Source organism: Pseudomonas cistanchae (genome assembly GCF_054483635.1).
In genome coordinates this window covers 5,001-17,778 of the sequence record NZ_JBTLWN010000007.1, presented here as the reverse complement: position 1 = coordinate 17,778, position 12,778 = coordinate 5,001, and the positions used below count along the sequence as shown (strand labels likewise).

General features: G+C 55.8%; 11 protein-coding genes, 4 tRNA genes and 2 rRNA genes (1 of these 17 running past the window's edge). All 17 read right to left on the bottom strand.

Annotated elements, in window-relative coordinates; translation table 11 throughout:
* Positions 1-47 precede the first annotated feature (47 nt).
* Positions 48-4,121, bottom strand: coding sequence for a DNA-directed RNA polymerase subunit beta (gene rpoB, locus ACX0MV_RS18090; RefSeq protein WP_458983912.1), 4,074 nt, complete (start codon positions 4,119-4,121; stop codon positions 48-50).
* Between the two features lie 220 nt (positions 4,122-4,341).
* Complete coding sequence (gene rplL, locus ACX0MV_RS18085) at positions 4,342-4,707, bottom strand: 50S ribosomal protein L7/L12 (RefSeq protein ID WP_458983911.1); 366 nt, start codon at positions 4,705-4,707, stop codon at positions 4,342-4,344.
* A gap of 75 nt (positions 4,708-4,782) precedes the next feature.
* Positions 4,783-5,283 carry a 50S ribosomal protein L10 gene (rplJ, locus tag ACX0MV_RS18080; RefSeq protein ID WP_458983910.1) on the bottom strand — a complete coding sequence of 167 codons (501 nt, stop codon included), beginning with the start codon at positions 5,281-5,283 and terminating at the stop codon, positions 4,783-4,785.
* Positions 5,284-5,492: 209 nt separating this feature from the next.
* Positions 5,493-6,188, bottom strand: a complete 696-nt coding sequence (gene rplA, locus ACX0MV_RS18075; protein WP_458983909.1) for a 50S ribosomal protein L1 — start codon at positions 6,186-6,188, stop codon at positions 5,493-5,495.
* Complete coding sequence (gene rplK, locus ACX0MV_RS18070) at positions 6,188-6,619, bottom strand: 50S ribosomal protein L11 (protein ID WP_458983908.1); 432 nt, start codon at positions 6,617-6,619, stop codon at positions 6,188-6,190. Before rplK ends, rplA begins: the two co-directional genes overlap by 1 nt.
* Before the next feature lie 116 nt (positions 6,620-6,735).
* Positions 6,736-7,269 (bottom strand): transcription termination/antitermination protein NusG, encoded by a 534-nt coding sequence (gene nusG / locus ACX0MV_RS18065; RefSeq protein WP_458983907.1) that lies wholly within the window; start codon positions 7,267-7,269, stop codon positions 6,736-6,738.
* A gap of 9 nt (positions 7,270-7,278) precedes the next feature.
* Positions 7,279-7,647 carry a preprotein translocase subunit SecE gene (gene secE / locus ACX0MV_RS18060; RefSeq protein WP_458983906.1) on the bottom strand — a complete coding sequence of 123 codons (369 nt, stop codon included), beginning with the start codon at positions 7,645-7,647 and terminating at the stop codon, positions 7,279-7,281.
* Positions 7,648-7,690: 43 nt separating this feature from the next.
* Positions 7,691-7,766 (bottom strand) — tRNA-Trp (locus ACX0MV_RS18055).
* A 54-nt stretch (positions 7,767-7,820) separates the two neighbouring features.
* Complete coding sequence (gene tuf / locus ACX0MV_RS18050) at positions 7,821-9,014, bottom strand: elongation factor Tu (RefSeq protein WP_458983905.1); 1,194 nt, start codon at positions 9,012-9,014, stop codon at positions 7,821-7,823.
* 84 nt (positions 9,015-9,098) lie between these two features.
* Positions 9,099-9,174, bottom strand: a tRNA-Thr gene (locus ACX0MV_RS18045).
* A gap of 26 nt (positions 9,175-9,200) precedes the next feature.
* A tRNA-Gly gene (locus tag ACX0MV_RS18040) sits at positions 9,201-9,274 on the bottom strand.
* Between the two features lie 24 nt (positions 9,275-9,298).
* Positions 9,299-9,383, bottom strand: a tRNA-Tyr gene (locus ACX0MV_RS18035).
* Positions 9,384-9,524: 141 nt separating this feature from the next.
* Complete coding sequence (locus ACX0MV_RS18030) at positions 9,525-10,193, bottom strand: SPOR domain-containing protein (RefSeq protein ID WP_458983904.1); 669 nt, start codon at positions 10,191-10,193, stop codon at positions 9,525-9,527.
* 9 nt (positions 10,194-10,202) lie between these two features.
* Positions 10,203-10,946, bottom strand: a complete 744-nt coding sequence (locus ACX0MV_RS18025; RefSeq protein WP_458983903.1) for a pantothenate kinase — start codon at positions 10,944-10,946, stop codon at positions 10,203-10,205.
* Complete coding sequence (birA, locus tag ACX0MV_RS18020; RefSeq protein ID WP_458983902.1) at positions 10,936-11,898, bottom strand: bifunctional biotin--[acetyl-CoA-carboxylase] ligase/biotin operon repressor BirA; 963 nt, start codon at positions 11,896-11,898, stop codon at positions 10,936-10,938. The genes ACX0MV_RS18025 and birA overlap by 11 nt, the downstream gene beginning before the upstream one ends.
* A 135-nt stretch (positions 11,899-12,033) precedes the next feature.
* A 5S ribosomal RNA gene (gene rrf / locus ACX0MV_RS18015) occupies positions 12,034-12,149 on the bottom strand.
* 149 nt (positions 12,150-12,298) lie between these two features.
* Positions 12,299-12,778, bottom strand: a 23S ribosomal RNA gene (locus tag ACX0MV_RS18010) (it continues 2,410 nt past the right edge of the window).

Here is a 12,778-nt window from a genome sequence, read left to right as displayed (position 1 = left end):
GAGCAGAGAGCGGGCCATACAGCCCCGCTCTCGATTCGCGTCACGTGTTATTCGGTTTCCAGATCGATGTCGATACCCAGCGAACGGATCTCTTTGATCAGTACGTTGAAGGACTCGGGCATGCCCGGCTCCATACGGTGATCACCGTCCACGATGTTTTTGTACATCTTGGTACGGCCGTTCACGTCGTCCGACTTCACGGTCAGCATTTCCTGCAGGGTGTAGGCGGCGCCGTAAGCTTCCAGAGCCCAGACCTCCATCTCACCGAAGCGCTGACCACCGAACTGCGCCTTACCACCCAGCGGCTGCTGGGTAACCAGGCTGTAGGAACCCGTGGAACGCGCGTGCATCTTGTCGTCCACCAGGTGGTTCAGTTTCAGCATGTACATGTAGCCAACGGTAGTCGGACGCTCGAACTGGTTGCCCGTCCGGCCGTCGATCAGGCGCATCTGGCCGCTTTCCGGCAGATCTGCCAGCTTCAGCATGGCCTTGATTTCACTTTCCTTGGCACCGTCGAACACTGGAGTGGCCATCGGCACACCGCCACGCAGGTTCTTCGCCAGGTTGAGGATTTCCTGATCGCTCAGCTCCTCCAGACTTTCCTGACGACCGCCGATCTCGTTGTAGATCTGCTGCATGAACTTGCGCAGCTCAGCAACCTTGCGCTGCTCTTCGAGCATGCGATTGATCTTCTCGCCCAGACCTTTGGCTGCAAGGCCCAGGTGGGTTTCGAGGATCTGTCCGACGTTCATACGCGACGGTACGCCCAGCGGATTGAGGACGATGTCGACCGGCGTACCGTTGACGTCGTGCGGCATGTCTTCGACCGGCATAATCACCGAGACCACACCCTTGTTACCGTGACGACCAGCCATCTTGTCGCCCGGCTGGATGCGACGGCGGATGGCCAGGTAAACCTTGACTATCTTCAGCACGCCTGGCGCCAGGTCATCGCCCTGCTGCAGTTTGCGCTTCTTGTCTTCGAACTTGTCGTCGAGCATCTGGCGGCGGTCGGAGATGTAGGCCTGAGCCTTTTCCAACTGCTCGTTCAGGGCATCGTCAGCCATGCGCAGCTTGAACCACTGGCCACGCTCGAGGCCGTCGAGGAACTCGTCGGTGATTTCTGCACCCTTCTTCAGGCCTGCACCACCTTCGGCTTTCTTGCCTACCAAAGCGGAACGCAGACGCTCGAAGGTCGCACCTTCAACGATGCGGAACTCTTCGTTCAGATCCTTGCGGATCTCGTCGAGCTGGCTCTTCTCGATCGACAGAGCACGTGCATCACGCTCGACGCCGTCACGGGTGAAGACCTGTACGTCGATGACAGTGCCCTTGGTGCCAGTTGGCACGCGCAGGGAGGTGTCCTTAACGTCGGACGCCTTCTCACCGAAGATCGCACGCAACAGCTTCTCTTCCGGAGTCAGCTGGGTTTCGCCTTTCGGCGTGACCTTGCCAACCAGAATGTCGCCTGCGCCCACTTCAGCACCGACATACACGATGCCTGCTTCGTCCAGCTTGTTCAGCGCGGACTCACCCACGTTCGGGATGTCGGAGGTGATTTCTTCCGAGCCGAGCTTGGTGTCACGGGCCACACAGGTCAGTTCCTGAATGTGGATCGTGGTGAAGCGATCTTCCTGAACCACACGCTCCGACAGGAGGATGGAGTCTTCGAAATTGTAACCGTTCCACGGCATGAACGCGACGCGCATGTTCTGACCCAGAGCCAGCTCACCCATGTCGGTGGACGGGCCGTCGGCCAGGATGTCGCTGCGCTCGACCTGATCACCCTTGCTCACCAGCGGACGCTGGTTGATGCAGGTGTTCTGGTTGGAGCGGGTGTACTTGGTCAGGTTGTAGATGTCGACACCGGCTTCACCGGTTTCGACTTCATCATCATTCACGCGAACCACGATACGGCTGGCATCGACCGAGTCGATCACACCACCACGGCGAGCCACGACGCAAACGCCGGAATCGCGCGCCACGTTGCGCTCCATGCCGGTGCCGACCAGCGGCTTGTCAGCACGCAGAGTCGGTACAGCCTGACGCTGCATGTTCGAACCCATCAACGCACGGTTGGCGTCGTCGTGCTCGAGGAACGGAATCAACGAAGCGGCAACCGAAACGACCTGCTTGGGCGATACGTCCATCAGGGTGACGTCTTCAGGTGCTTTAACGGTGAACTCGTTGAGGTGACGTACGGCCACCAACTCGTCGACCAACTGACCTTTGTCGTTCATGGTCGCCGAAGCCTGGGCGATCACGTGATCGGCCTCTTCGATGGCGGACAGGAAGACGATTTCGTCGGTAACCAGTGTGTCCTTTACTACACGGTACGGGCTCTCGAGGAAGCCGTACTGGTTGGTGCGAGCATAGGCTGCCAGGGAGTTGATCAGACCGATGTTCGGACCTTCCGGGGTCTCGATCGGGCACACACGGCCGTAATGGGTCGGGTGTACGTCACGGACTTCGAAGCCGGCGCGCTCACGGGTCAGGCCGCCCGGGCCAAGAGCCGAAACACGGCGCTTGTGGGTGATCTCGGAGAGCGGGTTGTTCTGGTCCATGAACTGCGAGAGCTGGCTGGAACCGAAGAACTCTTTCACCGCCGCCGCAACCGGCTTGGCGTTGATCAGGTCCTGTGGCATCAGGCCTTCGCTTTCAGCCATCGACAGACGCTCTTTGACCGCACGCTCAACACGTACCAGGCCAACACGGAACTGGTTCTCGGCCATTTCGCCGACGCAGCGGACGCGACGGTTACCCAGGTGGTCGATGTCGTCGACGATGCCTTTGCCGTTACGGATGTCGACCAGGGTCTTGAGAACCTCGACGATATCTTCCTTACTCAGCACGCCCGAACCTTCGATCTCGGTGCGACCGATACGACGGTTGAACTTCATCCGGCCTACGGCAGACAGGTCGTAACGCTCGGCGCTGAAGAACAGGTTGTTGAACAGGGTCTCGGCAGCATCCTTGGTTGGCGGCTCGCCAGGACGCATCATGCGGTAGATCTCGACCAGCGCTTCCAACTGATTGGTGGTGCTGTCGATCTTCAGCGTATCGGAGATGAACGGACCGCAATCGATGTCGTTGGTGTACAGCGTCTCGATGCGCACGACCTGAGCCTTGACCACCTTGGCCAGGATCTCCGGGTTCAGCTCGGTGTTGCACTCGGCGATGATTTCGCCGGTGGCCGGGTGCACGATGGCTTTAGCTGTAGTGCGACCGATCAGGTAGTCGATTGGCACTTCCAGCTCTTTGATGCCGGACTTGTCCAACTGGTTGATATGGCGCGCAGTGATGCGGCGGCCCTGCTCAACGATGACCTTGCCTTTTTCGTCCTTGATGTCGAGGACGGCGATTTCACCGCGCAGACGCTGCGGAACCAGCTCCAAGTTGAGGGATTCGCCCTTAACGTGGAAAACGTTGGTCGCATAGAACGCGTCCAGCACTTCTTCAGTGCTATAGCCCAGCGCGCGCAGCAGCACGGAAGCCGGCAGCTTGCGACGACGGTCGATACGCACGAACACGGCATCCTTCGGGTCGAACTCGAAGTCCAACCAGGAGCCGCGGTACGGAATGATCCGCGCGGAGTACAGCAACTTACCGGAGCTGTGGGTCTTGCCGCGGTCGTGGTCGAAGAACACGCCTGGGGAGCGGTGCAGCTGGGAAACGATAACGCGCTCGGTACCGTTGATCACGAAGGTACCGTTCTCGGTCATCAGGGGGATTTCCCCCATGTAAACTTCTTGCTCTTTAATGTCCTTGATCGCTTTGTTCGACGATTCTTTGTCGAAAATGATCAGGCGCACTTTTACTCGCAGCGGCACGGCGAATGTAACGCCCCGCAATACGCATTCTTTGACATCGAAAGCCGGCTCGCCCAGGCGATAACCGACATACTCCAGCGCAGCATTGCCGGAGTAGCTGATGATCGGGAAAACAGACTTGAAGGCCGCATGCAGGCCGATGTCGCGGAACTGGTCCTTGGTCGCCCCTGCCTGCAGGAATTCGCGATACGAATCCAGCTGGATGGCCAGGAGATAAGGCACATCCATGACATCCGGCAACTTGCTAAAGTCCTTGCGGATACGTTTTTTCTCAGTGTATGAGTAAGCCATCAGCGTTCCCCAGCTTGGTCACCTGCTTATTTGGCCCCTCCGACGGGAGTTGCCAGAAACTCTTGCAAACCCTAGGTTTGCGCCGCCACGGCGGGCGGGTATTCACGTTCAGCGATGGGGGCTACGAATAGCCGATCTAGAACGGAAAAAGGCCGGTGGCAAAAGCCACCAGCCATCAGCCTTACGCGAGTCGCTCCGGCTGTAGACGCAAGGTCGTCGCTTACTTGAGCTCGACTTTGGCGCCAGCTTCTTCCAGGGCCTTGACTGCAGCTGCAGCTTCGTCCTTCGAAACGCCTTCCTTGACAACGCCAGGAGCGCCGTCAACCACTGCCTTGGCTTCTTTCAAGCCCAGACCGGTCAGCTCGCGAACAGCCTTGATCACGTTTACTTTCTTCTCGCCGGCTTCAACCAGAATAACGTTGAACTCGGTTTGCTCTTCAGCAACAGCAGCTACAGCAGCAGCCGGGCCAGCAGCGGCAGCTGCCGATACGCCGAACTTCTCTTCCATTGCCTTGATCAGTTCAACAACTTCCAGAACGGTTTTCTGGCCGATTGCTTCGATGATGTCTTCGTTAGACAGAGCCATGACTCTAATTCCTGTATTTAGTGGACAGCCTTCGCGGCCATCAAATTAAACAAATGTGCGAGAGAGAACTGCGCCTTAGGCGGCAGCGGATTCTTTCTGGTCGCGAACAGCTGCCAAAGTACGAACGAACTTACTGGTAGCGCCTTGAATCACGCTCATCAGCTGAGAAATTGCTTCGTTGTAAGTTGGCAAGGTTGCCAGTACGTCGATCTGGTTGGCTGCGAGGAACTGACCCTCGAACGCAGCTGCCTTGATTTCGAACTTGTCCTGACCCTTGGCGAACTCTTTGAAGATACGGGCAGCAGCACCCGGATGTTCATTGGAGAAGGCGATAAGGGTCGGGCCTTTGAACACGTCGCTGAGCACGTCATATTGAGTGCCTTCAACGGCGCGGCGCAGCAGGGTGTTACGCACGACTTTCACGTACACACCTGAAGCACGGGCCTCTTTACGGAGTCCGGTCATAGCAGCTACGGTCACGCCACGGGCATCAGCCACGACAGCAGACAGGGCAGCTTTGGCAGCCTCGTTGACTTCAGCGACGATGGCTTTCTTGTCTTCGAGTTTAATTGCCACGGGTTTACTCCTGGATATTACCGTTTCGTCCAACCGGGGCTGGACGGCGTTTTGGTGTCTGATTCGGTAAGAATCGGGAGCACCATCTGCGTAGGTGAGGAGATTGCTCTCCGGGTTTAAGGCTTGCGCCACCTACGGTCTTGGATAGCCCCCGCCAGGCAGGGACCCCAATTTTTCAGGCTGACCGAATCACTTCGATCAGCCGCTTATTACGCGTCGAGCGATGCTTGGTCGATGATCAGACCTGGACCCATGGTGGTGCTCAGGGTCACGCGCTTGACGTAAATGCCTTTGGATGTCGAAGGCTTCAGGCGCTTCAGATCGGAGATCAGCGCTTCCACGTTCTGCTTCAGCTTGTCGGCTTCGAAGCCAACCTTGCCAACGGAAGTGTGGATGATGCCGTTCTTGTCAGTACGGAAACGCACCTGACCGGCCTTGGCGTTCTTCACGGCAGTAGCCACGTCAGGGGTAACGGTACCGACCTTCGGGTTCGGCATCAGGCCGCGAGGACCGAGAACCTGACCCAGCTGACCAACAACGCGCATGGCATCCGGAGATGCGATAACCACGTCATAGTTCAGATCGCCGCCTTTCATTTCGGCAGCTAGATCGTCCATACCAACGCGGTCAGCACCGGCAGCCAAGGCAGCTTCAGCGCCAGGGCCCTGGGTGAATACTGCAACGCGAACGCTCTTGCCGGTGCCGTTCGGCAGCACGGTAGCGCCACGCACGACTTGATCCGACTTACGTGGGTCGACGCCAAGGTTGATGGCGATATCAATGGATTCGGCAAACTTTACTGCCGAGATCTCCGCCAGCAGAACGGCAGCATCAGTGAAGTTGTAAGCCTTACCGGGCTCAACCTTTGCTGCGATTGCCTTCTGGCGCTTAGTCAACTTAGCCATTACACACCCTCCACGTTGAGGCCCATGCTGCGAGCGGAGCCGGCGATAGTGCGCACGGCAGCGTCCAGATCAGCTGCAGTCAGATCAGCGTTTTTAGTTTTCGCGATCTCTTCGAGCTGGGCGCGAGTCACGGTACCTACCTTGACGGTGTTCGGGCGGGCCGAACCGCTGGTCAAGCCGGCGGCCTTCTTCAGCAGGACCGAGGCAGGGGTGCTTTTGGTTTCAAAGGTAAAGCTACGGTCGCTATAAACAGTGATGATCACTGGAGTCGGCAGACCAGGTTCCATGCCCTGGGTCTTAGCGTTGAACGCCTTGCAGAATTCCATGATGTTCACGCCGTGCTGACCCAAAGCAGGGCCGACGGGAGGACTTGGGTTGGCCTGTGCAGCCTTAACTTGCAGCTTGATATAAGCCGTTATCTTCTTAGCCATGAGCTACTCCAATTACGGGTGCTAGCGCCTTTCGGCTCCCCGGTTATTACCTATTTATCCCAGTGACGACAAAACCCCGCAGCCTAGGGCTGCGGGGTAAGGGATGCTTGTGTCAGTTATGCCTTCTCGACCTGACTAAACTCCAGCTCGACCGGCGTCGAGCGACCAAAGATGGTCACCGCCACCTGGATGCGGCTCTTCTCGTAATTCACTTCTTCAACCACACCGCTGAAATCTGCGAACGGACCGTCGGTCACGCGCACCATTTCACCCGGCTCAAACAACGTCTTCGGCTTGGGCTTGTCACCACTATCAGCCACGCGCCGCAGAATCGCATCCGCTTCCTTGTCGGTAATAGGCGCAGGCTTGTCGGCTGTACCACCGATAAAGCCCATGACACGAGGGGTATCCTTGACCAAGTGCCAAGTCCCTTCGTTCATGTCCATCTGCACCAGGACATAACCAGGAAAGAATTTTCGCTCGCTTTTGCGCTTCTGACCATTCCGCATCTCTACCACTTCTTCGGTAGGAACCAGAATTTCGCCAAAACCGTCTTCCATACCAGCGAGCTTTACCCGCTCGATTAACGAGCGCATAACATGCTTCTCGTAACCCGAGTAAGCATGCACAACGTACCAACGCTTAGCCACGGGACACCTTTAGCCTACAATCAACGAAACCAGCCAACCCAGCAGGGAATCGAGCCCCCACAGCAACAACGCCATAACCAAAACAACAGCCACCACAATCAACGTGGTCTGCGTAGTCTCCTGGCGGGTCGGCCAAACGACTTTACGAATCTCGACGCGCGCTTCTTTTGCCAGCACGAAGAAGGACTGCCCCTTCGAGGTTTGCAACGCGACAAAGCCTGCAACAATGGCAATTACCAGCAAGGCCAAGACACGGTACAGGATCGGCTCGGCAGAGAAGTACTGATTACCAACCACACCCACGATCACAAGGGCAGCAACAACCAGCCACTTGAGCAGATCGAAGCGAGATTCTTTGGCTTCAGTCTTGACATTCATGTACGAGGATCCTGTGAGAAGACACGCCAAATTCGTTAGAAAATGGCAGGTCAGGAGGGAATCGAACCCCCAACCTGCGGTTTTGGAGACCGCCGCTCTGCCAATTGAGCTACTGACCTAGAACAAAAATCAGGCCGACCATTATGCCGACCTGACAGGGACAGATCAATCGATTACTCGATGATCTTGGCAACCACGCCGGCACCAACGGTACGGCCGCCTTCGCGAATCGCGAAACGCAGACCATCTTCCATGGCGATCGACTTGATCAGGGTAACAACCATCTTGATGTTGTCGCCCGGCATTACCATTTCAACGCCTTCCGGCAGTTCGCAGTTACCGGTTACGTCGGTAGTGCGGAAGTAGAACTGTGGACGGTAGCCTTTGAAGAACGGAGTGTGACGACCGCCTTCTTCTTTGCTCAGCACGTACACTTCTGCTTCGAACTTGGTGTGCGGCTTAACGCTGCCTGGCTTGGCCAGAACCTGACCACGCTCAACGTCGTCACGCTTGGTGCCGCGCAGCAGGATACCGCAGTTCTCGCCAGCACGACCTTCGTCGAGCAGCTTGCGGAACATCTCAACACCCGTACAGATGGTCTTGACGGTGTCGCGCAGACCAACGATCTCGACTTCTTCCTGGATCTTGATGACGCCACGCTCGATACGACCAGTTACCACAGTACCGCGACCGGAGATCGAGAACACGTCTTCAACAGGCATCAGGAACGGCTTGTCAACAACACGGATTGGATCCGGGATGTAGGTGTCCAGAGTCTCAACCAGCTTGCGCACGGCAGAGGTACCCATCTCGTTGTCGTCCTGGCCGTTCAGAGCCATCAGCGCCGAACCGATTACGATCGGGGTGTCGTCGCCCGGGAAGTCATAGGCGGACAGCAGGTCGCGCACTTCCATCTCAACCAGTTCCAGCAGCTCAGCGTCATCCACCATGTCAGCCTTGTTCAGGAAGACCACGATGTAAGGAACGCCTACCTGACGGGACAGCAGGATGTGTTCGCGAGTCTGCGGCATCGGGCCGTCAGCAGCGGAGCAAACCAGGATCGCGCCATCCATCTGCGCAGCACCAGTGATCATGTTCTTCACATAGTCAGCGTGGCCCGGGCAGTCTACGTGTGCGTAGTGACGGATGTTGGAATCGTACTCAACGTGGGAAGTATTGATCGTGATACCACGAGCTTTTTCTTCCGGCGCGCTGTCGATCTGAGCGAAGTCACGAATGGCGCCACCGAAAGCCTCGGCACACACCTTGGTCAACGCTGCAGTCAGAGTGGTTTTACCGTGATCAACGTGACCGATAGTGCCTACGTTGACGTGCGGCTTATTACGTTCAAACTTTTCTTTAGCCATTTTGACCGTCTCCCAGCGAGGAATTTAGCAAGTCGTATCACCATTAAAACAAAGGCAGATACTCACATATCTGCCTTTATTAAATGGAGCTCATGAGCGGACTCGAACCGCTGACCTCACCCTTACCAAGGGTGTGCTCTACCAGCTGAGCTACATGAGCGTTACACATTGCGCAACCAGCAATACTGGAGCGGGTAGCGGGAATCGAACCCGCATCATCAGCTTGGAAGGCTGAGGTTCTACCACTGAACTATACCCGCGGAGCTTGCAGCTCACGCTAAATCTGGTGGAGGGAGAAGGATTCGAACCTTCGAAGTCGATGACGTCAGATTTACAGTCTGATCCCTTTGGCCACTCGGGAATCCCTCCAAAAGGAGGCGGCATTCTCTTTGCATGCCACCCTACTGTCAAGCATTTTCTCATTAAAAACCTGAGGTTAGCTGTACTGACAGCTGCTTCGCAGATACAACAATGAAACCTGCCTGCGGAGCGGGCGCCATTCTATGCGTTCTAACGAGGCGTTGCAATGCCTTCGCATGGCATTAATTGATGCTCTAAGCCATCGAAGTCCGAGGCGAGCTGCCCCAACAGATAATCGTCCGCGAGACGCCGGCTTTCAGGCGCAATCCGTATCCAATAACTCCGCTGAGCGCGCGGCAACTCACGCATTGCAGGCTCGTAACCTGCGGTTCGCAAACGCTGCATGACACTTTCAGCCGAATCATTTCGTGGAAATATGCCCAGGGAAATACCATTGGCCAAATCGCCTTGAGTGATGATGTAGCTATCGATCTTTCGAGCCTGCAACTCCTTCAGCTGCCGCAAGGAGGCTTGCCTCGAAGCCAGAGGAGCAAGGTAGACCCAATAATCGACTCCTCCCGCCGCATCTACCGACTGTACGCGCGATTGGATATCGAGACTCAATAAGCGCTGTTCAATCTGCGAGGCGTCAGCCTCACGCTCGAAACTCCCCAGGAAAAGGCATACCGCCTCCTGAGCCTCAGCCGAAGGAGCAGGACGACGCTCCTGCACTTCGGACTCGCTCAACAAACGGATATCACTCTTACCGCCCTGAATCGTCATGGGGGTGATTTCTTTAGCGCGCAGCGGAGCTTGTTGCTGGTGCCAAACATAGTAAAAGAGATTAAGCACCACAAATAATAAAAACAGCCAACGCATTGATAAACCTCAACTCAACGGACAAGCAATTGCTAGGCCGGCAAACACTAGATCCGGCACCACACATGCTTCAGGAAGCATTTCTGCAACCAATGGAGCATCTCCGCCGGTTAAAAAAATCCTGAAAGACACCCCAAGATAATCGCGAGCCAACTCCAGCTGGGCACTGACAAAACCCTGCAGCATCAAAGCACATCCGCGCTCCACTGCTTCACCGGTTGACCGGCCTGGCGCCATCGTATCAAGAGCGCGCTCAGCAACTAGGGTGTCATAACGGATACGTCGAGTATGGGCACAAAGCTGGCTTCGCATTAACGGCATTCCAGGGCAAATGTAGCCGCCCAGATGCAAGCCCTGTACATCGACGAAATCGGCAGTAACCGCAGTCCCTAGATCCAGCACCAGACAAGCGCCCCGAGCCCGATTATACGCCCCTACCACAGCAAGCCACCGATCTAGCCCTAATCGCTCGTACTGTTCGTACCCATTGCTTACTCCTCCCAGCTCAACCGCAGGGCGCGCACTGACACAACTCAAAGCAAAAGATGCATTCAGCGCCGCTACCAAAGACGCTGTTTCTTCATCTGTTCTTACACTGACGAGACGACAAGCCCGAAGAGCAAAATCTCCACCCTGAAGCACTTGCATAAGCTGTTCATCAGAGCCGACGACACCACCATAGGAGGCGATTCCATCAGAACCCAACACACGCCATTTTATGAAACTGTTCCCACAGTCCAGCTCAAGAATCATTTCGCAACCTCAAGCTGAGTTCGCCACCGCTAAAGCTGCGCTCCTCGCCATCTACCAACATACGAATAGCGCCAGTGGCCTCGACTCCCACAACCACACCATCAATTAGCTGGGAACCTGCCGCCAGAACAACTCTTTTCCCCTGCCACAAATGGCAGCTTTGCCACTCATCTTTAAGCGAAGCAAAGCCATGACTTTCATGTTGTTTTAAATATGCGGCCATTTGCAGATTCAAAGCGCTAACTAGCTTGTTGCGATCAACATATTTTTTCAGCTCAGCACGCATGGAGGTCCATGGCTGATCAATCGCACTATTTGCAGCCAGCATATTTACGTTGACCCCAATACCAACGACTACGTGGCATTCATCTGCAGGGTCGCCTGATAACTCTAAAAGGATCCCAGCCACCTTCCGCCCATTCACCAGCACATCATTCGGCCACTTAAGGCCCGCGGCACTGACACCAAACTCCTTTAAGGATCGCAATAGCGCTAAGCCGACAACCAAACTGAGCCCTTCAATCTGTTTAACACCGCCGGAAACCCGCAAAGCTAGGCTGTAATATAAGTTCTCACCAAACGGGCTGACCCAGTTACGCCCTCTGCGCCCTCGTCCAGACATTTGCCGCTCAGCGAGAATTACAAAAGGCACTGGACGCCCCTCAGTGACGCGCCTCATCGCCTCTGCATTTGTGGAGTCGACCGACTGTAGAACGCTGATAGGGAAAGGCTGAAAGGTTTCGTCTGTGTTTAGCGCTTCTTCGTTAAGCAGCTTTAGCGGGCCCTCCAGGCGATAACCCCTGCCGCGAACTTTCTGGACCGAAACAGCTAGCTCCGCCTCAATCATCTGCAGCTGCTTCCAAATAGCCGCCCTACTGACGCCCAAAGCCAGGCCAAGCGCCTCACCCGAATGAAAGCGACCATCTTGCAAAAGTCTTAATAGAGGCAGCATACTTTTCCTACCGAGCGACAAGGCACGCATGATAACGACGCACATGCAAACTGCCTACAAAGGCGCGCTAAGTATTTAGAACCCCAAATACAAACCCCCCATCTGCGTAAGCAGATGGGGGGTTTGGTGTTAGAAGCTTGACGATGACCTACTCTCACATGGGGAAACCCCACACTACCATCGGCGATGCATCGTTTCACTACTGAGTTCGGTATGGGATCAGGTGGTTCCAATGCTCTATGGTCGTCAAGCAATTCGGGTGGTGCGTCGTGCTGCTCGTGTTGAGCGGTACGCTGCGCCGAATTGGGTATGTGATGTCTTGGTTTGTAGTCTTGCAGATTTTCGGCTGTTGCGGTCTTCGTATACTAGACACACAAACATCAAATTGTTTGGGTGTTATATGGTCAAGCCTCACGGGCAATTAGTATGGGTTAGCTCAACGCCTCACAGCGCTTACACACCCCACCTATCAACGTCGTAGTCTTCGACGGCCCTTTAGGGAACTCAAGGTTCCAGTGAGATCTCATCTCGAGGCAAGTTTCCCGCTTAGATGCTTTCAGCGGTTATCTTTTCCGAACATAGCTACCCGGCAATGCCACTGGCGTGACAACCGGAACACCAGAGGTTCGTCCACTCCGGTCCTCTCGTACTAGGAGCAGCCCCTCTCAAATCTCAAACGTCCACGGCAGATAGGGACCGAACTGTCTCACGACGTTCTAAACCCAGCTCGCGTACCACTTTAAATGGCGAACAGCCATACCCTTGGGACCGGCTTCAGCCCCAGGATGTGATGAGCCGACATCGAGGTGCCAAACACCGCCGTCGATATGAACTCTTGGGCGGTATCAGCCTGTTATCCCCGGAGTACCTTTTATCCGTT

What these genes read in the sequence shown, in the direction of transcription:
- rplA (WP_458983909.1), bottom strand. Translation starts at nt 6,188, where the DNA reads ATGGCTAAGTTGACTAAGCGCCAGAAGGCAATCGCAGCAAAGGTTGAG.
- birA (WP_458983902.1), bottom strand. Translation starts at nt 11,898, where the DNA reads ATGCTGCCTCTATTAAGACTTTTGCAAGATGGTCGCTTTCATTCGGGT.
- rplK (WP_458983908.1), bottom strand. Translation starts at nt 6,619, where the DNA reads ATGGCTAAGAAGATAACGGCTTATATCAAGCTGCAAGTTAAGGCTGCA.
- secE (WP_458983906.1), bottom strand. Translation starts at nt 7,647, where the DNA reads ATGAATGTCAAGACTGAAGCCAAAGAATCTCGCTTCGATCTGCTCAAG.
- rplL (WP_458983911.1), bottom strand. Translation starts at nt 4,707, where the DNA reads ATGGCTCTGTCTAACGAAGACATCATCGAAGCAATCGGCCAGAAAACC.
- ACX0MV_RS18025 (WP_458983903.1), bottom strand. Translation starts at nt 10,946, where the DNA reads ATGATTCTTGAGCTGGACTGTGGGAACAGTTTCATAAAATGGCGTGTG.
- ACX0MV_RS18030 (WP_458983904.1), bottom strand. Translation starts at nt 10,193, where the DNA reads ATGCGTTGGCTGTTTTTATTATTTGTGGTGCTTAATCTCTTTTACTAT.
- rpoB (WP_458983912.1), bottom strand. Translation starts at nt 4,121, where the DNA reads ATGGCTTACTCATACACTGAGAAAAAACGTATCCGCAAGGACTTTAGC.
- tuf (WP_458983905.1), bottom strand. Translation starts at nt 9,014, where the DNA reads ATGGCTAAAGAAAAGTTTGAACGTAATAAGCCGCACGTCAACGTAGGC.